The organism is Planctomycetota bacterium (assembly GCA_021414025.1).
GTDB lineage: Bacteria > Planctomycetota > Phycisphaerae > Phycisphaerales > SM1A02 > SYAC01.
The window spans coordinates 77,220-97,431 of sequence record JAIOPG010000006.1; the positions used below are offsets into that span (position 1 = coordinate 77,220).

Genomic DNA, 20,212 nt, shown 5'->3' on the forward strand with positions numbered 1-20,212 from the left:
GTCCGATAGTGTTCATGAAGAATTCATTCATGGCCCTTCGAATTCCCATCATCAAACCGGCGGTTTTGCGGCGCGTTGTGTCGCGCCGCACGCGCACGGTCTGGGCGGGATTCGCGCTGGCGGCGACGCTGACCAGCAGCCTGCTGGTGCTGGGCGACGCGGACGGGCCGCGGCCTCTGGCCATGGCGACCCTCTCCGTGGGCTCCAGCGATGCGAGCATTCTTCCGCGCGAGGCCAAGCTGGACCGCCAGCGCTGGACCTCCATCGTGATCCATCATTCGAGCACGCCGGCGGGCGACGCGGCGTCGGTGGCGCGCCTGCAGGGTGCGTCCGACGCGGGCGGCCTCGGCTACCACTTCATCATCGGCAACGGCCAGGGCATCGCCGACGGCGGCATCGAAGTCGCAAGCCGCTGGAACCGGCAGGAGCCGGGGGCGCACGTCGCCTCCATCGCCCGGCGCGGCCATTCCGCCTCGGGCGCCACACTGGTTTCGAACAGCGCCACGCCCTCCGCCGACGAACTCAACCGCCACGCCGTGGGCATCTGCCTGATCGGCAACGGCGACCGCCGCCCCTTCACCGCGAACCAGATGAGCGAACTGGCCACGTTGGTTCGCCGTCTGCAGAAAGAGCTGAACATCCCCGCAGACCGCGTCTATCTGCACAGTGATGTGGCGGGAGTCAGCAGCCCGGGGCGATTCTTCAGCGCCGCGGACTTCGAGGCGCAGCTGGTGCAAACCAAATCTTGACGCACTCCTGATCCGCTCCTGATTCGTTCCTCAAGCAGTTTGCGGACGATTCGGGGATGAAATCTCCAACTCAAAATGAGAGCCGAAAACCCGGGCAACGGCACGAATTGTCGTTGCGGAACGGGTCAACCCTTGTTACGCTCGGTTTGCAAAATTGCCCGAGCTTTTACGCAACGGATAATGGGTTCAACCGTTCGAAACGCTCGAGCAGCAAGACTCCAATGGCAGCCCTCCCCATCGAACTTTTTGGCCATCGCGTCATCGCGAAGATCGGCACTGGCGCCGCCAGCGAGGTCTTCGTGGTGCAGGACATCAAGAGCAAGCAGGTCTGGGCCATGAAGCGCGTGGTGTATGTGGACGACAAGTCCGCCCGCTTCATCGAGCAGGTGGAGCAGGAGTACGCCATCGGCTCCAAGCTTGACCACCCCAACATCCGCGGCATCAACAAGCTGCTGCGCACCAAGAAGCTCTTCAAGACCACCGAGGTGGGCCTGCTGATGGAGCTGGTCGACGCCGAGACCATGGACCAGCGCATGCCCCGCAGCATCGGCGAGGCGGCCAACCTCTTCGCCCAGGTCGCCCGCGGCCTGGAGCACATGAACGAGCGCGGCTTCGTGCACGGCGACATGAAGCCGATCAACGTCATGGTGACCGAGGATCGCAAGGTCAAGATCATCGACCTGGGCCAGGCCTGCAAGATCGACGAAGTGAAGAAGAGGATTCAGGGCACGCCCGGCTACATCGCGCCGGAGCAGGCGCACCGCGAGGCGATCACGCCCCAGACCGATGTCTACAACTTCGGCGCCACGATCTACTGGGTCATGGCGGGCGAGGTCATTCCGACGGCGCTGCCGCCGCAGGGCGACAACGTCCCCGTCTCCGCCGTGAACACCAGCATGATCAAGCTGCCCGTGCCGCTTAAGAAGCGCAACCCCAATATTCCCGAGGAGCTGAGCGACCTGGTGCAGGAGTGCGTGCAGCTGGATCCCTCCGACCGCGCGCAAGGCATGGGCCCGATCGCGGAGCGCCTGGAGCTGATCGCGGCGGCGCTGGGCGACACGCACACCGGACTCGCGTCGGTCGGCGGCAAGTGAGTCGCGCCATGACGCTCAATGGGGCCATCCGATGAAATCCGCCGGCGACGAGAAGTGGGACATCCGCTTTCTCCGGCTCGCCGACCAGATCGCCTCCTGGAGCAAGGATCCCAGCCGCGGCGTTGGCGCGGTGATCGTGAGCCCGGCGCGGCAGATCGTGGCCACCGGATTCAACGGTCTGCCGCGCGGCGTGGAGGATCGCACCGACCGGCTGGAGCGGCCCGCCAAGTACGAGCTGATTGTGCACGCGGAGATGAACGCGATCATCCAGTGCGCCCGCAACGGAGTGAGCCCGCTCGGCTGCGCCGTCTTCACCACCTTCTCGCCCTGCGTTGCCTGCGCGATCGCCATGGTGCAGGCGGGCATCGCACGAGTGGTGACCTGGGAGCCTGACTTGGTCGGTGCCGACGCGCACTGGCTCGAAAGCATCAAGAAGGCGCAAGCGGTGCTGCACGAAAGCGGCGTCCAGTACGAAGTGCGGGCGCGGCCCGCGGTCGAATCGCCTTCGCTGCGGTGAATCTCTTTCCCGACCCGCGGTCCTTCCTCTCACATCCGATCCGGTGACTCCATGCCGAGAAGCGCGAGGCCTTCCGCGAGGACGCGCCGCGTCAGATGCGAGAGACGCAACCGTGCCATCTTTGTGGCTTCGTCCGGCGCCTTGAGCACGGGACACGCCTGATAGAAGGTTGCGTAGCTGTTGGCCAGCTCATGCAGCGCCGCGCAGACGCGCTGCGGCGAGCCCTGGTCGGCGGCGGACTTGATCGTGGCGGGGAAGGAGAGGATCGCCAGCGCCAGGGCGCGCTCCGCGGGGTGTTCGAATTTCCACTCAGCCTTGGAGAGCGCAGCCTCGGTCACGCCGCTGCGGGCGATGAGGCTGGCGATGCGCGCGTGGGCATACTGGATGTAGGGGCCGGTGTCGCCCTCGAAGGCGATCATGCGGTCCAGGTCGAAGACATAATCCTTGACCGGATCGCCGGAGAGGTCGGCGTACTTCACGGCGGCGATGCCGACGGCGCGACCGATGGCGGCGATCTCCTTCTCGGTAAGCCCCTGCGTCGGCGCGTCGGTCTGCTGGGCGCGGAGCCGGACCTGCGCGGTGCCGCGCTCGATCGCCTCGTCCAGAAGCGTGCGCAGCAGGAAGAGTTCGCCGCTGCGGGTTTTCAGGGGTTTCTTGTCGGTGCCCAGCACGCTGCCGAAACCCAGATGCGAAAGTTTCGCCTGCGTTCCGTCGGGAAGCTTGTCCCATCCGATCAGGCGGACGGCGTCGAAGACATCGCGGAAGTGGTCGCGCTGCCGGGCGTCGACCACATAGATGATGTCGCCGCCCCTGAGCTCGCCGACGCGATAGTGGATCGCGGCGAGATCCGTTGTTGAATAGAGGAACCCGCCGTCGGCCTTGCGGATGAGTAGGGGGCGCTCGCGGTCGGCGAAGCGGACGACCATGGCGCCCTGGTCTTCCTGGGCCAGGCCGCGGTCGATGAAAGCTTGCACCGTGGAAGCGAGCTTGTCGCGGTAGAAGCTCTCGCCGCGCGAGTGCTGGTCGGTCAGGTTCACGCCGAGCACGCGGGCCGTGTCCAGCACATCCGCCATGGTGACGCGGATCAATTGCTGCCAGGCGGCGACGGTGGCGGGATCGCCCGCCTGCAGTTTGAGCAGGGTGGCCTTGGCGTCCTGCTCGGCGGCGCGGGCGAATTCCTGCTGCGTCTCGAGCTCGATCAGGCGGTGCGGGCCGGCGCCGCGGGTGCGCGCGGCCTCGAGCCCGGCGTCGTCGGTTGCGGCCTCGAGCTGGGCGGCGCGGTAGGCCTGGTTGAGGTCGGCCAGCGTCAGCGCATTCAGGTCGCGCTTCTGCCGGCGCAGCGCCGAAAGGGTCATGGCGATCGTGAGCCCCCAGTCGCCAAGATGATTTTCGCGAAAGACCTTGCGGCCCAGCCGCTCATGCAGCCGCGCGATCACATCGCCCAGGATGGTGCTGCGCAGATGACCGACATGCATCTGCTTGGCCACGTTGACGCCGCAGAGGTCGACCACCACGGCGTGCGGTCGCGGCGCGGGCTCGATGCCAAGGTCCGGCATCGCGACGCGATCGAGCATGGTCCGCAGCGCCGAATCGCCCAACTGGACGTTGATGAAGCCGGGGCCGGCGATGGTTGCGCCGCCCAGCGCGCCCAGCGGCGTGGCGGCGAGAATCTTGGCGGCGACCTCGCGAGGATTCGCTCCCGCAGAGCGCGCGATTGCCAGCGCCGCGTTGCATTGGTAGTCGCCGTGCTTCGGGTCGCCGCTGGCCTTGACCTGCGGATCGCCCACCGCGGCGGCCTCGCCATACGCTGCGGCAATTCCCTTGCGGAAGGCCTGTTCAAGATCGAAGCGGGGATCGCACGACGCCATGGTTCGAGTCTAACGGCGGGCCCGCGAAGGCTTCGACGCCAGCACAAATTTGCGCTTGCGGTAGAGGGCGTCAAGTTGGGGAAGGGGAATGCCGGTTCCCTCGTCGTCGTCCTTGAGCCGAGTCGCGGCGAGCTCGAGCATGGCGATCAAGCCGGCGAAATCATCCAGCGCGATGATCTCCTGACCGACGCGCGCCTTCGCCTTTCCCTTGAGCACGCCGTCGATGTCCTGCATGTTGTGGTAATTGCCCAGCGGCAGGCAGAGACAGGTGCTCTCGAAGCCATGCGCCGAGAAGGCAGTGGCTTCGCAGGCGCCGCCGGGCATCAGCTTGCGCTGGTACTTGAAGTCGGGATCGGCCTTCTTCGCCTCGGCGTAGATCAGGCTCAGGGCGTTGGTGAGCCGCGGCGAGAAGACGCTGGCGCGATCGCCGACGCGCAGGATGGCGCCGCCGCCGATCGGGCTGTCGTGGGGGAAGGAGCGCGAGTTCTCCAGGCAGAGCAGCCACGCGCGGCGGGGCACGAGTCGGCTGCGGATGGAGTGCAGCGCGCCGATGAAGCCCACTTCCTCGGCGCGGGTAAAGAGCAGGCCGACGTGCGGCGCCTTTCCCGATTTCAGAAGGCGGTCGAGCGTGACCATTGCGGCGGCCGCGGCGGCGAGGTCATCGCAGGCGTTGGTGTGCAGCATGCCGCCCGCGATGCGCGACTTGGGAAGCCGCCACCGGGCGATGTCGCCGGGAACCAGGGTCGGTGCAGCGCGACGAAGCCGGGCGGAGTACCGGGGAAAGACATGCGTGCCCTTTAGGCGGCCCGTGACCATCGCGTGGTGACGCTTGCCTTTGCGGTCGATCACTTCAATCGAAGCGTTCTTGAAGTAGGGTTCGTGCACGCCGCCGCGAAACTCCAGTTCCAATTCGCGCTCGTTGATAACGCGGCGCAGGACAAAGGCGGGATGGTCCAGGTGCGCGGTGATCAGCAGCGGGCGCCGCGACTTCCGGAAGGCGCGCTGCATGACCAAAATGTTGCCGCCATCGTCGCGCTTCACCACCAGCTTGGCGGATTTCTTCGAGATCCACGCCTCGATGAAGGCGACCACGGCCTCCTCGCGGCCTGCGGCGGTGGGCAGCGAAGTGAGTTGCAGCAGTTGACGGCGTTCGCGCGGCGATGTCTTCATGGCGTGAAAAGCTCCTTGCATTTCGTCGCCCATTGGGCGGGCAAACGTGCGGCCCGGCAAACTACACTCACGCCATGCCGCTTGCTTCCATCGATGAAATCCTGAAGGAACTCGCCGCCGGGCGCGCCATCGTGCTGGTGGATGACGAGCGCCGCGAGAACGAGGGGGACTTCGTGGTGGCCGCGGAGAAGATCACTCCGGAGATGGTGAACTTCCTCACCCGCGTGGGCGGCGGCTACCTCTGCGTGGCCCTGGACGGGTCGATCTGCACTCGCCTGGAGCTGGACCTGGCCCCGTCGCGCAACAACGCCCGCAGCACGGCCTTCACGGTGAGCGTGGAGGGGCATCCGCGCCACGGTATCGGCAGCGGCGTGAGCGCCAAGGATCGCTCCACCACCATTCGGCTTCTCAGCGACCCCGCGAGCGGACCGGCGGACTTCACCCGTCCCGGCCATGTGAACCCGCTCCGCGCCCGCGAAGGCGGCGTGCTGGTGCGGACCGGTCAGACCGAGGGCAGCGTCGACCTCTGCCGCCTCGCCGGATTGCAGCCCGCGGCGGCGATCATCGAGATCGTCAAGCCGGACGGCGAGATGGCCCGCATGCCGGAGCTCAAGGCGATCTGCGCCGAGCACAAGTTGAAGATGTGTTCCGTTGAGCAGGTGATCCAGTGGCGCCTGGCTCGTGAGGAGATGGTGTCGCGCGTCGAGCCGCTGGATGGCGAGGAACTGCAGACTCCCGAAGGATTGTTTCGCCTTTTCGCGTGGCGCAGTCCGGTGGACGCGCTGCCGCACATCGCATTCACCACGGGCGGCGTCGGCCGATTGGGCGCCAACGGATCGGTGATCAAGCAGAGCGAGCCCACACTCGTGCGCATGCATCGGCGCGACATTTTCTCCGACGTCTTTGGAACTCAAAAGGACTCCCGCAACGGAAGCGCCAGCGGGCAGGATGAAATCCGCGCCGCCCTTCGGCTCATCGCCCAAGAAGGGCGCGGTGCGCTGGTCTATCTCCGCACCGAAGGCAGTGGCTTCGATCTGCCGGGACGGCTGCAGCGCATCCAGCGGCCGGGCCACGATGACCCCAATGCGCCGGACCTGACGCGCCCCGACGGCATCGCCGCCAGCGTGCATCCGGTGGATTTGCGCGAGATCGGAGTCGGCGGACAGATTCTGCGCGACCTTGGCCTGACCAAGCTTCGCCTGCTGACCAACCATCCCAAGGGCTCGATGCCGGGGCTGCACGCCTTCGGGCTGGACATCGTCGACCAGGTGAAGCTGTGACCCGCGCCGGATTGTTCGCGGCGTTTCTGTTGTGCGTTTCGGCCTGCGCTGCGCCGAGTGCGCCGACGGCGCAGGATTCGACAGCGCTAAAATCCGCACCGACCAGCGCGCCGCCCGCGAAGCCGGAGCCCACGCCGCCGGCCGCGGAGCCTTCGAGAAAATTCGATTCGCCCGTGGCGATGTTGGGCGCGCTCGAGGCCGCGGGCGACACGATCCGCACCTTCCGCGCCGGCATCATCTACGAACGCGTCGACGCGGTGAGCGAGAATCGCGAGCGGCGCACCGGGCAGATCGTGCTGGCGCAGAAGCCGATGCAACCGGAAAGCCGGACGCTGGCGATCGTCTTCGACCAGTTCATCGACGCCTCAGGTCACGCCAGCCCGGAGCGGCAGCGATTCCTCTTCGCCGGAGGCTGGCTGCTGGAATTCGACGACGCCCGCCGGCAGTTGATCGAGCGCGAGCTGGTGCCGCCGGGCGAGCAGCTCGATCCGCTGCGCATCGGCGAGGGGCCGGTGCCGATTCCGATTGGGCAGAAGAAGGACGAAGTCGCGCGGCGCTTCGAGGTGAAATTCGCGCCGCCGCCCACGGAGCCGCTGCTGAAGCGCCTCGAAAACATCCAAGGGCTCGCGCTGAAGCCCAAGCCGAACGCGGGCGTCGATCCCGACCTGGGCGTGATCAAAGTCTGGTACGACCTGACCACGCTCATGCCGGTCGCGGTCGAGGCGTCGACGCGCGGCGGCGACAAGAAAATTCTGCTGCTGAACAAGATCGAGCTGAACAAGGAGCTCGATGAAGCGGCGCGGACTCTGCTCTCGAAGGAGCCACCGGCCGCGGTGCCGGGCGCGCCCGCATGGCGCCGCGATGTGCGGCCCTACAAGGCCACACCCAAGGAATAACCGGTGATTGATCCCCTCCGCATCAAGCCGCTTTGCGCCGGGATCATCGTTGCGGCGCTGGCTTCAACGGCGCAGGCGCGGCAGGAGCTGGTTCCCTCGCGCGTCGACGTGTCGCCCGTGGTGGTGAAAGCCATCAACGAGCCCTGGCTCAAGCCGGACGAGCGACGCGACCTGCGCATCCGCCACGGCCAGTGGTCGGACGACGATCTGAACACGCCGGCGCGAAAGGCCCAAGCGGCTCTGCGCGTCTGGAACCTGCAGGATCCATCGCTTGAGTCTCCCGAGGCGCCGCTTGCGGTGCGGGCGCAGGCGTTGCTGTGGCGCGGCCGGCCCGCCGAGGCGATCTCGCTGCTTGCCGGGTGCGACGACGCTGAATGCACATTGATCCGCGCCGAGGCGCTCGAGTGGCTGGGCAAGTCGGAGGAGGCAAAGCCCTTACTTGAGGCGCTCCGCAAACCGGCCGCCGGCGCAGGCGCCGACGTGCAGCGCGCCGCGGCGCAGGCCACGATCGAGCTGGGGAAAATTCAGGCGTTGCCCGCAAGCGACTGGCGCGGCGCCGTGGACAGGCTGGCGAGCGCCCGCGAGGCGGACCGCCTCGATCCGCGCGTGCCGCTGGAAGAAGGGTTGCTGCTGGTCGATCGCCACAATCGCGCCGAGGGCGTTCCCGCGCTCTGGCAGACGCTCTCGCTGGATCCGCGCAACAGCCGCGCGTGGTTCGCGCTGGGTCAGGTGGCCCTGAACAACTTCGACTTCGACTCGGGGGCGCGGGCCGCTGAGCGGCTTCGACTGCTCAACCCCGCGCATCCACTGGCGGACTTGCTTGATGCAGAGAGGGCTCTGCTGCTCGACGACCCCGACCGCGCCGACGCGATCCTGGACGGGCTGCTGACGCGAGAGCCAAATTTCCCCGGGGCCTTGGCCCTGCGCGCGGCGGTCGCCGGGCGCCGATGGAATCCTGAGCTCGCGCAGCAGCGGCTGGCGGAGTTCGACGCGAAACTGCCGGGCAGCGCGCTCGCCCTGGCCACGCTCGGGCGCACGCTGAGTCTGAACCGACAATATGAATGGGGACAGAAGGCCCTTGAAGAAGCCATTCGCCGGCAGCCCGCCTGGACCGAGCCGCGCGGTGAGCTGGGCTATCTGCTGATGCAGGCGGGGCGCGACAAGGAGGCGGTGGCCACGCTCAAGGCGGCGGCGGAGCTCGATCCCTTCGACACGCGCAGCTCCTTCGGCCTCTGGCTCATGGATGAGCTTTCCAAGTGGAAGGAGATTGAATCGCCGCACTTTCGCATCCGCGTGAAGCCCGGCACGGACGAAGTGGTCGCCGAGCTCATGCCCGACGCGCTGGAGTCGATGTACCGCGACGTCACCGAGCGCTTCGGCCACGAGCCCGCGCAGAAGACCACCATCGAGGTGCTGCCCGACCATGAGTTCTTCGCGGTGCGCATCACCGGCATGCCCGGCATCCACACCATGGCCGCGGCCACCGGCCCGGTCATCGCGCTGGAGGTCCCGAAGGAGGGGAACCCCAAGAAGCATCTGGGACTCTTCGATTGGCTCGAGGTGCTGCGCCATGAGTTCACGCACACGGTCACGCTGAGCCAGACCGGCAACCGCATTCCGCACTGGCTCACCGAGGCGCTGGCGGTGAGTATGGAGACCAAGCCGCGCACGCTGGACACCTGTCAGTTGCTGGCGCGATCGCTGGCCAATGGAAAGTTGTTTCCGCTGGATCGGATCAAGTGGGCCTTCGTGCGGCCGGAGTCGCCGCAGGACCGGCCGCTGGCCTACGCGCAGGGGCGATGGATGGTGGAGTACCTCGAGTGGAAGTGGGGGGCCGATTCGGTGCCGAAGCTGCTGGAGAAATACAAGCAGGGCATGGATGAGAATCACGCCTTCGAGGCGACGGTCGGCGTGAGCGGCGATGAATTCTTCGCCGGATTTCTGGTGTGGGCTGCGGAGCAAGTCAAGTCGTGGGGCTTGGCGCCGGAGCCCTCGCTGGAGTCGCTGGCCGACTCGGTGCGCGCCAAGGATCCGGTGCTGCAGCTGGCCACGCGCCAGGCGGAGCAGGCGAGGCTGGATGCGCTGGCTACTTTCCTGGCACAGCGCGTGGGCGAACCGCTGCGGGCGTCGGAGACCACGCTGCTGGCGTCGCGCTGGCCCAAGGTGAAGAAGCCGCCGATCGAGATGACCGACGAGATGGTCGACCAATGGCTGGTGGAGCATCCCGATCAGCCGGATCTGCTTGAGTTGAAGCTGCGCCGACGACTGAAGGAGAGCCCGGAGGTCGACGGCATCACGCGGACGCTGTTGGAGGCCTACGCCAAGGCGCGGCCGGTCGATCCCTTTCCGCATCGCATCTACGCACGCGGCAACTTGACATCAGGCAATCAGGCGGAGGCGATCGAGCATCTGAAGGCGATCGACCTGCTCGAGGAGCAGGATCCGAGCTATGCCCTCGAGCTGGCCAGGCTCTACCGGCTGCAAAAGAACACCGCCGCCGCGCTCAAGAGCGCGGAGAAGGCGGCGCGGATCAATCCTTTCGATGCCGCCACGCGAGAGTTGGCCGCGGCCCTGGCGATCGAGGCCGGCGACCTGAAGCGGGCGAGGCTGCACATCGCGGCGCTTGCACGGCTGGAGCCGGATCAGAAGCGGCACTCGCTGCGGCTGGAGAAGCTGGATGCGATGATCGCGGGGCAACCGGCGACGAAGTCGCCCTAGCCCCTTACTTCGACCACGGCAAGTGATCGAGATCAACATTGCCTCCGCAAAAGATGATGGCGGCGTTGCGCCACTTGCGTTCGCGGGCCAAGTCGCGGAACGCTGGCGACCGAACCACCGCGACGCCCACGGCGGCGCTGGCCTCGATCGTGAGCTTGAGCTGCTCCCAGGCGAAGCGCATCGACTGCGCGATCGCCTCCTCATCCGCCAACTCGATTCGGTCGACGAGCTCCCGCACAACCGGAAAGGTGAGCGTTCCAAGGGCACCGCGCAGTCCATCAGCAATCGTCAGCGCGTTGGTCGACGGCTGCATCACGCCGCTGCGCTTCGATCTCGAAGCGTCATCCGCGATCGCCGGCTCCGCGCCGATGATGACGACCTGGCTTCGCCGGCCCTTCGCCGCCACCGCGATGCCCGAGACAAGCCCGCCGCCGCCCACCGGCACCACGATCGCGTCGACATCGGGCAGATCCTCGACGATCTCCAGCCCGATCGTGCCCTGGCCCGCGATCACATCCGCATTGTTGTAGGGCGAGATGAACGCGGCGCCGGTCTCCGCCACCACCTTCGCTAGCGCCGCCTCGCGCGCCTCGAGCGTCGGCTCGCATGCGATCACGCGCCCGCCGAACGCCTCCACCGCCTCGCGCTTGGCCGCCGGGGCGTTGTGCGGCATCACGACATGGCATGGAAATCCGCGCTCGCGCGCCGCGCACGCCAGCGCCTGACCGTGGTTTCCGCTGGAATGCGTGGCCACGCCGCTGCTCCGGGCGGACTCCGGCAGCCGGCTCACGGCATGCGCGGCTCCGCGGTACTTGAAACTTCCGGTGCGCTGAAACAACTCGCACTTGGCGAAAATGGGCAGCCCCGCGGCCTCCGAGAGCGCCGGCATTTCAAGACATGGGGTCCGCAGGGCGCGGCCCCGGATCCGCCCCGCGGCGGCCTCGACATCGGCAAGCGAGATCGGCAGACGATTCATGGACCTCAGAGTAACCTGCCCGCATGGGCACACGACTCGACACCATCAAGCGCATGAATGTGCACCGCCACTGGGTTCGCAACAAATTGTTGACGGCGGCCAAGGGGCTGTCGAACGACGCGATGCGCAGGCCATTTGAAATGGGCATGGGCAGCGTCTTCGGCACCCTTGTTCATCTGTACGGCGCGGAAGGCGTGTGGATGGATGTGCTCGAACTCAGGAATCCGGCGGGGACCTTCCCCACCATGGACACCTTCGCCGGCATCAAGGAGCTTGAGAAGGCATGGAAGACGCTCGACCAGCGCTGGACGACGTGGTTCGCCGTGATCAACGACGAAGTGCTGGACATCATCGTGAAGCGCGTGCGTGACGGGAAGGCGACGCACACCACGGTCATGGATGTGCTCATCCACATCAACATGCACCAGCAATACCACGCCGCCCAGTTGGTGAACATGCTGCGACAACTCAACGTGCAGCTGCTGCCCGCGTGCGACGCGATCGTCATGGCCCGCGAGCAAATGCCGGTCAATCAAACCTGAAAGTGCGACTATGATGTGCCTTCGCCGCTCGGGGCGCGGATTCCACCGTGGAGTTCGCTGAGAAGCACCCGTGGAACCTGAACCGATTCGCATCGGCGTAGGGAATGCGGCGCGTGTTCGCGAGCCCGCGTCCGGGCTTGCCTTCTCAGGATGTGCCCAATGAAAAATGAAACGCTCCCGCTGCATGGCGCCGCGAATCCCTCGACTCTGGCCCAGGGAACTACTCCCGGCTCCTTCGCGCTCAAATCCGACCTCGGAGGTCCGCTCGCCTTCTCCAGCCCCGACACGCCGGGCATGCCGGCGCCCTCCACGCTCACTGCGTGGGATTTTCTTCCCGAGGGGTGGAGCATCGTTGCCGAGAAGAATCACCAGGCGGGATGCGCCGGGCACCTGCACGCGAAAGTCGGCACCTGGATCCGCGCCGTGGCACCAGCCGGCTTCGAGCCCATCACGCAGCTGGAATTCGCGCGCCTGGGTGTGGTGACCAACGAGATGCGCCGCGTCGCCCAGCGCGAAACGCACCTCACCCCGGAGCAGGTGCGCGACGAAGTCGCCGCGGGCCGCATGGTGATCCCCGCCAACCGCGTGCATCTGGGCTACCAGCTCGATCCGATGGCGATCGGCCGCGCCAGCAAGACCAAGATCAACGCCAACATGGGCGCCAGTCCGATCAGTTCCGGCACCGATGAAGAGGTCGAGAAGCTGAAGTGGGCCGAAAAGTGGGGGGCCGACACGGTGATGGACCTCTCCACCGGCGGCGACCTGGACGCCTGCCGCCAGGCGCTCATCCGCGCCAGCAGCGTGCCCATCGGCACCGTGCCGATCTATTCCATGATCATCGGAAAAAAACTCGAGGACCTGGACGAGGCCACGGTGCTGCAGACGCTCGAGCACCAGGCGCAGCAGGGCGTGGACTATTTCACGATTCACGCGGGCGTGCTCAAGGAGCACCTGCCACTGATCCGCGACCGGCTCATCGGCATCGTGAGCCGCGGCGGAAGCCTGCTGGCCAAGTGGATGCTGACCCACAATCGGCAGAACCTGATGTACGACTCCTGGGAAAAAATCTGCGCGGTCATGCGGCGCTTCGACGTGACCTTCTCCATCGGCGACGGACTGCGCCCCGGCGGACTCGCCGACGCGACGGACGCGGCGCAGCTGGCCGAGCTCACCACCATCGGCGAGCTGACCGAGCGCGCTTGGCGCCAGGGCGTGCAGGTCATGGTCGAGGGACCCGGCCATGTGCCGCTGGATCAGATTGAATACAACATGAAGCTGCAGCGGAAGATCTGCCATGGCGCACCCTTCTATGTCCTCGGGCCGCTGGTCACCGACATCTTCCCCGGCTACGACCACATCACCAGCTGCATCGGGGCCACCAGCGCGGGTTACCACGGCGCCAGCATGCTCTGCTATGTCACGCCCAAGGAGCATCTGGGCCTTCCCAAGAAGGACGATGTGAAGCAGGGCTGCATCGCCTACAAGATCGCGGCCCACGCAGCCGACGTGGCCCTTGGCATTCCCGGCACGCGCGACCGCGACGACGAACTCACCAAGGCCCGCGCCGCCTTGAACTGGCAGAAGCACTTCGAACTGTCGTTTGATCCCGACACGGCCCGCGCCTACCACGACGAGGACCTGGACGTGGACACCGACTTCTGCGCCATGTGCGGGCACGACTGGTGCAGCGTGCGGATCAGCAAGGAGATCCAGGAGTTCGCCAGCGGCAAGGCCGATGGCTTCGAGCGCATCGGCGCCAACGGCAAGCTCGGCGCGCCCGTGAAATCCGCGGCCCTCACCCCAGAGCAGCAGGAGGTGCTGGCCAAGCGCGGCGTGCTTTCACCAGAGGAAATCCACCGCCTCGCCTCCAAGACCCGGGCCGCGGTCGGCGCGGTCGAGGGCAAGGCCACCTGCCACAGCGACTTTGTGGACGCCACCGACGCACGGCAGAAGCAGGAGAAGTTGGTGCAGCTCAACACCTCGCCGGCCCACAATATTCCCACAAAAATTCCCCTTCTTTAGCGAGCCGGGGCTCATTCCGTGGCATACTGGCCCCGATGATGATGATGGCCAGCGCCAACCATCAGGACAAACCGCGTCCCGCCGGCAAGGCGCCGGCGTGGCTGAACGCCCCGCCCATGCGCTACCAGGAGGGATATGTCTGGTTCCTCTTCTTCGCGAGCGTCGACATCATGTTGACCTGGCACATCCTGCGCCACGGCGGCACCGAGGTGAATCCGGTGGCTCGGCTGGTCCTGGAGCAATGGGAACTCGCCGGCGCGGTCGCCTTCAAGTTCAGCCTGGTGCTCTTCGTCATCGTGGCCTGCGAGATCGTGGGTCGCCACGAGGACAAGCTGGGGCGCCGGCTGACCGCCGTCGCCATCGCGACTTCTGCCTTTCCGGTTTTCTGGAGCCTGACGCTGCTGGTCATGCACGGATTCCTGATCCAGAATCCGCCGGCGTGAATGAGCGCTACTTCCGCGCCTTGCGCGGGCGCCGCGACTTGGCCATCGCCGCTTCGATCTCGCGGCTCGACCGGGGAATGCCGCGGGTCAGCGTGACTGCCCCCCGCGCCGTGATCAGCACGTCATCCTCGATGCGGACGCCGATGTGCTCGTCGGGCAGGTAGACGCCGGGCTCGATCGTGACCACGGCGCCGGCCTGCAGCGGCGCGTCGGGATTGGCGTCGTGCGTCTCCAGCCCAAGATGGTGGCCGATCCCATGGATAAAGGCATCGGCGAGTCCCGCGCGGCGAAGGACGGAGCGCGCCGCTTCGTCGATCTGATGGAAGCGGGCGCCCGGCTTGCAGGCGCGGATGGCCGCGGCCTGCGACTCCAGGACCAGGTCGTGAATCTTGCGCTGGCGCGGCGAGAAGGTTCCGCTGACCGGAAGCGTGCGTGTGACATCGGCGGAGTAGCCGCACCACTTCGCGCCGGAGTCCAGGCAGACCAGTTCGCCGTCGCGCAGCATCTGGTCGTTGTCGTGGTAGTGCAGCACCGTGCTGTTGAATCCGCCGCCGGCGATGGTCCGGAAGGCGAGCTCGCGCGAGCCGCCCTGGTGGTAGGCCGACTCGACGTGGCGCTGCAGCTCGAACTCGTTCATGCCCGGCCGCAGCGCGGCGAAGGCGGCGTCGAAGCCCAGCGCGGTGATGCGGCCCGCCTCCTGGATGCAGGCGGCCTCGGCCTTGCTCTTGCGGGCGCGCATGGTGTTCAGAATGGCCGAGCCGTCGACGATGCCGCAGGTGGGAATGCGCTCGGCGACGCGGCGGAAAATTTCAAGGTCGCCGCTGACCGGACTGTTGTAGGCCGACAGCGGCATCAGCAGGGTCAGCGATCGCACTCGCTTCGCCGCGTCCAGCAGCATCTGCGGCAGCATGTTGGTCCGAAAGAGCGTCTCGATGCCCGCGAGGGCGCGGAGTTCGCCGCCGATCTCCGGCCGGAATCCATCCCACTTTTCGCGCTCCGGATTCAGCGGCCGCAGAAAAAGCTGAATCCGCCGCGCCGGGTTCGGATTCTTCGGGTCCAGCAGCAGCGACGCGCCAGGCTCATTGGCGATTCCGGTGAGATAGAAGAAGTGCGCGTGCGCCGCGTAGGGATGATGCAGGTTCGGGTCGGCTTCGCCGGCGAGCACCAGCCCCACCGAGCCGCGCAGCGACTCCAACAGCGCGGCTCGCCGGCGTGCGAACTCGGCGCGGTCGATCGCGATCTTGGATGAGGAGCGGGCGGGCTTGGTGGTGCGTTTCTTCGTTGCGGCCATTCGCCAAGGGTACTAGCGCCGGGCCGTCGCCGCCGTCTTCGCCATGATCCGCCCCGCGTAGGTGTTCATCGCCTCGCGCAGCTGGTCGAAGCTCTCCAGCACATAGAGGATCGGCTGGTAGTGATCGATCTCGAACGAGGTGTCGCAGACGCGATCGAGATCGAAGGGGCGGCGATCCACGTCCTTGCTCTCAAGGGCGTGATGGCACTCGCCCGGACTGGAGATCAAGCCGCTTCCATAGAGCTTGATCTGGCCGCCTTCGCGGATCAGGCCGAACTCGACGGTGAACCAGAAGAGCCGCGCCAGCCGCTCGACATCCTTGGGATCGGTCGCCTCCAGCGCCGCGCGGCCATAGGTCTGCAGAAAATCCGCGAAGACCGGATCGGCGTGCAGCGGCACATGGCCGAAGATGTCGTGAAAGATGTCGGGCTCGGGCAGGTAGTCGATGCTCTCTTTCGGGCGGATCACGATGGTCGTGGGAAACTCGCGCCGCGAGAGGCAGGCGAAAAAGGCCTTGGGCGGCAGGTATCCGGGAACCGCGCGGCTCTGCCAGCGGGTCAGCGGCTGCAGGCGGCTGTTGATGGCGTCCAGCGGCGGAATCCGATCGCGCCGCAGGTTGATCTGGGTCGCGCCATCCAGATAGGTTTTGCTCGCGTGCTCCTTCAGGAAGGCCATCTGCCGGTCGAAGAGGAGGGTCCAGGTCTCCTGGTTCTCTGCGTTGTAGCCCTCATATTTCTGCGTGATGTAGCAGCGCGAGATGTCCTCGTAGCCCGGCGCGCCGAAGTTGTTGGCGTAGTTCTGCGCGGCGTCCGACGTCGTGTCGTCGATCATCGCGTGGTTCAGGCTGCCGGCGAACTTCTTCTCGCTGTGATGATGGGATCCATCCATGAGGTGCTCCTGTTGAATTCGATTCTAGTCTGCGGATCGCGCTTCACGGAATCCCGAGGCCAGGCGTTTGCGACGCGCCCTCGAGCCAGGAGATGACCTGAGCGGCCTGCTCGTAGCGAACCGGAAACCTCAGTCGGCCCACATCGTGCAGCCGACGGATGTCGATGCCGCCGGGATCGACGCCGACCGCGGTTGGATTTTCGCAGGGGACCTTCATGGCGGCGCACTGGGCCTTCAGAAAGGTGCGCGGCTGCGCGTTGAGGCGACGCAGCAGGGCGGACTCCTCTTTCTCCAAAGGATTGGGCCGCAGCAAGGCGCCTTCATCCAGGAACCAGCCGTTGAGCCGGCCCGAATCGATGGTCACGCTCGCCCAGCGCACGTCCTCCGGTTCGCCGTGGTAGGCGCGCCACCGGTCGCAGAGCGTCGAGAAGCGGCCCGCTTCCTCCTGCCGCGCCAGCGTGACGATGAGCTGCATGTGCTCGTCGGCGTCGTCCGGCAGCTCGAGCACGGTGTCGACCGCCAGCAGCATGGCCTCCATCACCGGCATGAAAAGCTGGCCGCTGTTGGCCACGATGATCTTGACCGCGACGCGCTCACCGTCGAACTTCAGGAACCCGCTCAGGTGGCTGTGAAGAAACTCGAGTGCGGAATCGATCGAAACATCCTGCATCAGTTCATGTTAATCCGCGCCGGCACTTCGTACACTCCGCGAATGCAGGGTCGCACCGGCCGTTCCAGTCGCAGCACGCCGCGCCGGCGGGAGCGACCATGTCGCTGATCGCGGTGGCGATCGCCGTGGACAGCGCGGATGAAGTCGAGGGGGCGATTGCGGCCGCGCAGGCCGAGGCGGCACGCGGCGCCACCATGATCGAGTGGCGCGTGGACGGCCTGGCCGGGCACGAGGGCGCACTGGAAAGCATCGCGCGGCTGGTCAAGAACACTCCGAAGCCCTGCATCGTGACCATTCGAAGCAGCGCGGAGGGAGGCGGATTCAGTGGCGATGAGGAGGAGCGGCTCAATCTGCTCCTGGCGGTCTGCAAACTCGACGCGGCGCCGAGCTGCGTCGACCTGGAGCTTGGCGCGTTCCAGAAAAGTCCGTCATTTCAACGTGAATTCGCAGCCGCCAAACGTTCGACGCGACTGATTCTCAGTTCGCATGACTTCGAGGGCCGGCCCGCGGATCTGCACAAGCGGATCGCGGCGATGTGGAGCGAGCCGCTCTGTTCGATCGCGAAAGTCGCATGGCGCGCCCGCAGCGTTCGCGACAACCTGGAGGCCTTCGAGTTGCTGCACACGCAGCACAAGCCGACCATCGCCCTGTGCATGGGTCCCTTCGGGATCGCCAGCCGCGTGCTGGCGCCGAAGTTCAATGGCTTCCTGACCTACGCCCGCGCCGAAGGCGACCTGGGAACCGCGCCTGGCCAGCTCTCGGTCCAGGAGTTGAAGCATCTCTATCACCTGTCGCGGTTGACTCGAAGCACCCGCGTCTTCGGAGTCGTCGGCTGGCCCGTCGAGCACTCGCTTTCACCGCTGCTTCACAACGCCGCCTTTGCAGCCGCCGACTTCGACGGCGCCTATGTTCCCTTCGCTGTTCCTTCGGAGTGGGAGCACTTCAAGGCTTCGGTGGGGGAGTTGTTCGAATCGCCGCTGCTGCAGTTGGGCGGACTCAGCATCACGCTGCCCCACAAGGAGCACGCACTTCGATGGTGCAAGGAGCGGGGCGGCACTGCGGACGCGGTCAGCGAATGGTGCGGCGCGGCCAACACGCTGGTGAAAGATTTGAGCGGCACGATCTCAGCGGTCAACACCGACGCGCCCGCCGCCGTCGCGGCGCTGGCGACGGGTCTTGGCATTGACCAGCAGGCCTCGGCGCGACTCGCCTCGGGAGATGCGGACCATTCCAGCCCCGCCGATGTGGAAGCCGCCGCCCGCTGGAGCCGGCAGCGCGTCGCGGTGCTGGGCGCCGGCGGCGCGACCCGCGCCATCGTCGCCGGGCTTCTGCTCGCCGGCGCCGAAGTGGTCGTCGCCAATCGAACCCACGAAAGGGCCAGCCAACTCGCGGCCCAATTCAATCAGCGAAAAGATCCCGGCGGGCGCGAGGCTCGCGTGAAGGCGCTGCCGCTGGATCAACTGGCCGCGCACTCCTTCAATGCCATCGTGAATGCCACCAGCGCTGGAATGACGGGCGGAGGCTCCGAGTCGAGCGACCCGCTGCCGGCCGATTGCAAGATCGCTCCGGGCATGGCGGTCATGGACATGGTCTATCGTCCGCGAGAGACGCCTCTGGTCCGGCGCGCCCGCAAGGCGGGAGCCGTGGTGATCGACGGCACGCAGATGTTTCTCAGGCAAGCCGCGATCCAGTTCCAGATGTTCACGGGCCGGAATCCGCCGATGAAATTGTGGTCGGAACTTCTCGAACAAAAGTTGAGTGGCCCGCGATGAAGCGAATTCCGACCATTCTTCGTCCGCGGAGCGCCACCCGATGAGTTCGCCCCGCGCGCACACGCGGCCTTCGCGAGCTCCGATGGTGGCGCTGGTCACGCTCTCCTGCCTCAACCTGCTGAACTACGCAGATCGCTTTGTGGTGAGCAGTCTGGTTCCCTTCCTGGAGAGGCCGGTCGCCGAGGGCGGCCTCGCGCTCACATCGTCGCAATCCGGCTGGCTCTACTCCGCCTTCATCCTGGTTTACATGGCGACGGCGCCGATCTTCGGTCTTCTCGCCGACCGCCTGCCGCGCCTGCACATTCTCGCCGCGGCGGTGGCCTTCTGGAGCGTGGTCACGCTGCTCGGCGGATTCGCCTGGGGCTTCTGGAGCCTGCTCATCATGCGCGCCACCACCGGCATCGGCGAGGCGGCCTATGCCAGCGTGGCGCCCGCCGTGCTCGCCGATGAATTCCCGGTGAAGAAGCGAAGCCGCGTGATGGCCTTCTTCAATGCCGCCATTCCGGTGGGCGCCGCGATCGGGTTCACCCTGGGAGGCGTGGTGGGTTCGCGCTACGGCTGGCGCGAAGCGTTCTTTGTTGCGGGCGGGCCCGGCCTTGTGCTCGCGGTCGCGATCTATTTTCTGCGCGATCCACCACGCGGCGCCATGGATCCGGAGTGCGCCGCGATGCTGCCGCCCAATCCAAAGACGGCCGCAAAGATCGTGTCCCGCCCGCGCTGGCTCTGGACCACCGCCGGCTACGCGCTTCAGACCGCGGGATTCGGAAGTCTGGGCTTCTGGACGCCGACCTATCTGGAGAAGGCCTGGGGCCTGAGCGTGGAAAGTTCCAGCACGATGTTTGGCGCGATCATCGTCGGCACCGGCATCGTGGGCACGCTGGTCGGCGGATTTCTGAGTGACCGCTGGTTCGCCCGCAACAGCGCGGCGCATCTCTGGACCTGCGGCATCACCAGCCTGCTGGCGGCCGGCGTGATCACCTTCGTCATCTTCGCGCCCAATGTCACGGCGATGTGGTGCGGCCTCTCGATCGGCGCGTTTCTGCTGGTCATGAGCGTGGGACCGGTCAACGCGCATCTGGTCAACATCCTCCACCCGTCCGAGCGCGCCACCGGCATGGCGCTGGCCATCATGGCGCTGCATCTGGCGGGGGATGTGCCGGCCGTGCCGCTGATCGGATGGATCTCGGAGGGCTCGGGCTGGAAGATGGCGTTCATGGCGATCCCTGCGTTTGTGCTGCTCTCCGGAATCGTTTGGTGTCTCGGCGCAATCCGGGAGCAGCGCGTGAAGGCCTAGGTTTCCAATGCCGCCGCTCAAC

The 20,212-nt window shown here is 66.5% G+C and carries 17 protein-coding genes and 1 riboswitch; of the genes, 11 read left to right on the forward strand and 6 right to left on the reverse strand.

The genetic code is table 11. The features are described 5' to 3' along the window. Positions 1–29: 29 nt before the first annotated feature. The 3 genes from K8R92_07985 to K8R92_07995 all read left to right on the forward strand — a co-directional run bounded on the left by K8R92_07985 (position 30) and on the right by K8R92_07995 (position 2,360). On the forward strand, positions 30–749 hold the full coding sequence (locus K8R92_07985) for a peptidoglycan recognition protein family protein (GenBank protein ID MCE9619834.1): 720 nt from the start codon (positions 30–32) through the stop codon (positions 747–749). 221 nt (positions 750–970) lie between these two features. After that, entirely contained in the window at positions 971–1,843 is an 873-nt protein-coding gene (locus K8R92_07990) for a serine/threonine protein kinase (protein MCE9619835.1), read from the forward strand. 31 nt (positions 1,844–1,874) lie between these two features. After that, entirely contained in the window at positions 1,875–2,360 is a 486-nt protein-coding gene (locus K8R92_07995) for a dCMP deaminase family protein (GenBank protein MCE9619836.1), read from the forward strand. Between the two features lie 29 nt (positions 2,361–2,389). Here K8R92_07995 and argS read toward each other — a convergent pair whose 3' ends face one another. Both argS and K8R92_08005 read right to left on the reverse strand, forming a co-directional pair. Beyond that, positions 2,390–4,228: an arginine--tRNA ligase gene (gene argS / locus K8R92_08000; GenBank protein ID MCE9619837.1), complete on the reverse strand. Its 1,839-nt coding sequence runs from the start codon at positions 4,226–4,228 to the stop codon at positions 2,390–2,392. 9 nt (positions 4,229–4,237) lie between these two features. Further along, positions 4,238–5,398, reverse strand: coding sequence for a hypothetical protein (locus K8R92_08005; protein ID MCE9619838.1), 1,161 nt, complete (start codon positions 5,396–5,398; stop codon positions 4,238–4,240). A 74-nt stretch (positions 5,399–5,472) separates the two neighbouring features. Here K8R92_08005 and ribB point away from each other — a divergent pair, with 74 nt between their 5' ends. Genes ribB through K8R92_08020 form a run of 3 tightly spaced genes read left to right on the forward strand, consistent with a single transcriptional unit; the run spans position 5,473 to position 10,292 of the window. After that, the gene (ribB, locus tag K8R92_08010; protein ID MCE9619839.1) at positions 5,473–6,678 is read left to right on the forward strand and encodes a 3,4-dihydroxy-2-butanone-4-phosphate synthase; all 1,206 of its coding nucleotides are present in this window, start codon (positions 5,473–5,475) and stop codon (positions 6,676–6,678) included. Continuing rightward, on the forward strand, positions 6,675–7,574 hold the full coding sequence (locus K8R92_08015) for a hypothetical protein (protein ID MCE9619840.1): 900 nt from the start codon (positions 6,675–6,677) through the stop codon (positions 7,572–7,574). The genes ribB and K8R92_08015 overlap by 4 nt, the downstream gene beginning before the upstream one ends. Before the next feature lie 3 nt (positions 7,575–7,577). Beyond that, positions 7,578–10,292 (forward strand): hypothetical protein, encoded by a 2,715-nt coding sequence (locus K8R92_08020; protein ID MCE9619841.1) that lies wholly within the window; start codon positions 7,578–7,580, stop codon positions 10,290–10,292. Positions 10,293–10,296: 4 nt separating this feature from the next. Here the strand turns inward: K8R92_08020 and K8R92_08025 are convergent, their stop codons facing one another. Further along, positions 10,297–11,268 carry a pyridoxal-phosphate dependent enzyme gene (locus K8R92_08025; GenBank protein ID MCE9619842.1) on the reverse strand — a complete coding sequence of 324 codons (972 nt, stop codon included), beginning with the start codon at positions 11,266–11,268 and terminating at the stop codon, positions 10,297–10,299. A 23-nt stretch (positions 11,269–11,291) separates the two neighbouring features. Here K8R92_08025 and K8R92_08030 point away from each other — a divergent pair, with 23 nt between their 5' ends. From K8R92_08030 to K8R92_08040, 3 genes are all read left to right on the forward strand, one after another. Continuing rightward, on the forward strand, positions 11,292–11,810 hold the full coding sequence (locus K8R92_08030) for a DinB family protein (GenBank protein MCE9619843.1): 519 nt from the start codon (positions 11,292–11,294) through the stop codon (positions 11,808–11,810). 19 nt (positions 11,811–11,829) lie between these two features. After that, a riboswitch (TPP riboswitch) is annotated at positions 11,830–11,932 on the forward strand. 37 nt (positions 11,933–11,969) lie between these two features. Next, positions 11,970–13,832 carry a phosphomethylpyrimidine synthase ThiC gene (thiC, locus tag K8R92_08035; GenBank protein ID MCE9619844.1) on the forward strand — a complete coding sequence of 621 codons (1,863 nt, stop codon included), beginning with the start codon at positions 11,970–11,972 and terminating at the stop codon, positions 13,830–13,832. A gap of 35 nt (positions 13,833–13,867) precedes the next feature. After that, positions 13,868–14,275, forward strand: coding sequence for a DUF5658 family protein (locus K8R92_08040; GenBank protein MCE9619845.1), 408 nt, complete (start codon positions 13,868–13,870; stop codon positions 14,273–14,275). Positions 14,276–14,282: 7 nt separating this feature from the next. On the opposite strand, the gene K8R92_08045 is transcribed toward K8R92_08040, so the two are convergent. Genes K8R92_08045 through K8R92_08055 form a run of 3 tightly spaced genes read right to left on the reverse strand, consistent with a single transcriptional unit; the run spans position 14,283 to position 17,124 of the window. Continuing rightward, the gene (locus K8R92_08045) at positions 14,283–15,566 is read right to left on the reverse strand and encodes a Xaa-Pro peptidase family protein (protein ID MCE9619846.1); all 1,284 of its coding nucleotides are present in this window, start codon (positions 15,564–15,566) and stop codon (positions 14,283–14,285) included. A 12-nt stretch (positions 15,567–15,578) separates the two neighbouring features. Then, on the reverse strand, positions 15,579–16,454 hold the full coding sequence (locus K8R92_08050) for a phenylalanine 4-monooxygenase (protein ID MCE9619847.1): 876 nt from the start codon (positions 16,452–16,454) through the stop codon (positions 15,579–15,581). 43 nt (positions 16,455–16,497) lie between these two features. Beyond that, entirely contained in the window at positions 16,498–17,124 is a 627-nt protein-coding gene (locus tag K8R92_08055; GenBank protein ID MCE9619848.1) for a hypothetical protein, read from the reverse strand. A 98-nt stretch (positions 17,125–17,222) separates the two neighbouring features. Here K8R92_08055 and K8R92_08060 point away from each other — a divergent pair, with 98 nt between their 5' ends. Beyond that, positions 17,223–18,896: a type I 3-dehydroquinate dehydratase gene (locus K8R92_08060; protein ID MCE9619849.1), complete on the forward strand. Its 1,674-nt coding sequence runs from the start codon at positions 17,223–17,225 to the stop codon at positions 18,894–18,896. A gap of 40 nt (positions 18,897–18,936) precedes the next feature. Next, positions 18,937–20,190: an MFS transporter gene (locus K8R92_08065; protein ID MCE9619850.1), complete on the forward strand. Its 1,254-nt coding sequence runs from the start codon at positions 18,937–18,939 to the stop codon at positions 20,188–20,190. Positions 20,191–20,212 lie beyond the last annotated feature (22 nt).

What these genes read in the sequence shown, in the direction of transcription:
- K8R92_08050 (MCE9619847.1), bottom strand. Translation starts at nt 16,454, where the DNA reads ATGGATGGATCCCATCATCACAGCGAGAAGAAGTTCGCCGGCAGCCTG.
- K8R92_08060 (MCE9619849.1), top strand. Translation starts at nt 17,223, where the DNA reads ATGTCGCTGATCGCGGTGGCGATCGCCGTGGACAGCGCGGATGAAGTC.
- K8R92_07995 (MCE9619836.1), top strand. Translation starts at nt 1,875, where the DNA reads ATGAAATCCGCCGGCGACGAGAAGTGGGACATCCGCTTTCTCCGGCTC.
- K8R92_08065 (MCE9619850.1), top strand. Translation starts at nt 18,937, where the DNA reads ATGAGTTCGCCCCGCGCGCACACGCGGCCTTCGCGAGCTCCGATGGTG.
- K8R92_08055 (MCE9619848.1), bottom strand. Translation starts at nt 17,124, where the DNA reads ATGCAGGATGTTTCGATCGATTCCGCACTCGAGTTTCTTCACAGCCAC.
- K8R92_08005 (MCE9619838.1), bottom strand. Translation starts at nt 5,398, where the DNA reads ATGAAGACATCGCCGCGCGAACGCCGTCAACTGCTGCAACTCACTTCG.
- K8R92_08025 (MCE9619842.1), bottom strand. Translation starts at nt 11,268, where the DNA reads ATGAATCGTCTGCCGATCTCGCTTGCCGATGTCGAGGCCGCCGCGGGG.
- thiC (MCE9619844.1), top strand. Translation starts at nt 11,970, where the DNA reads ATGAAAAATGAAACGCTCCCGCTGCATGGCGCCGCGAATCCCTCGACT.
- K8R92_08040 (MCE9619845.1), top strand. Translation starts at nt 13,868, where the DNA reads ATGATGATGATGGCCAGCGCCAACCATCAGGACAAACCGCGTCCCGCC.
- K8R92_08045 (MCE9619846.1), bottom strand. Translation starts at nt 15,566, where the DNA reads ATGGCCGCAACGAAGAAACGCACCACCAAGCCCGCCCGCTCCTCATCC.
- K8R92_07985 (MCE9619834.1), top strand. Translation starts at nt 30, where the DNA reads ATGGCCCTTCGAATTCCCATCATCAAACCGGCGGTTTTGCGGCGCGTT.
- K8R92_07990 (MCE9619835.1), top strand. Translation starts at nt 971, where the DNA reads ATGGCAGCCCTCCCCATCGAACTTTTTGGCCATCGCGTCATCGCGAAG.
- ribB (MCE9619839.1), top strand. Translation starts at nt 5,473, where the DNA reads ATGCCGCTTGCTTCCATCGATGAAATCCTGAAGGAACTCGCCGCCGGG.
- K8R92_08030 (MCE9619843.1), top strand. Translation starts at nt 11,292, where the DNA reads ATGGGCACACGACTCGACACCATCAAGCGCATGAATGTGCACCGCCAC.
- argS (MCE9619837.1), bottom strand. Translation starts at nt 4,228, where the DNA reads ATGGCGTCGTGCGATCCCCGCTTCGATCTTGAACAGGCCTTCCGCAAG.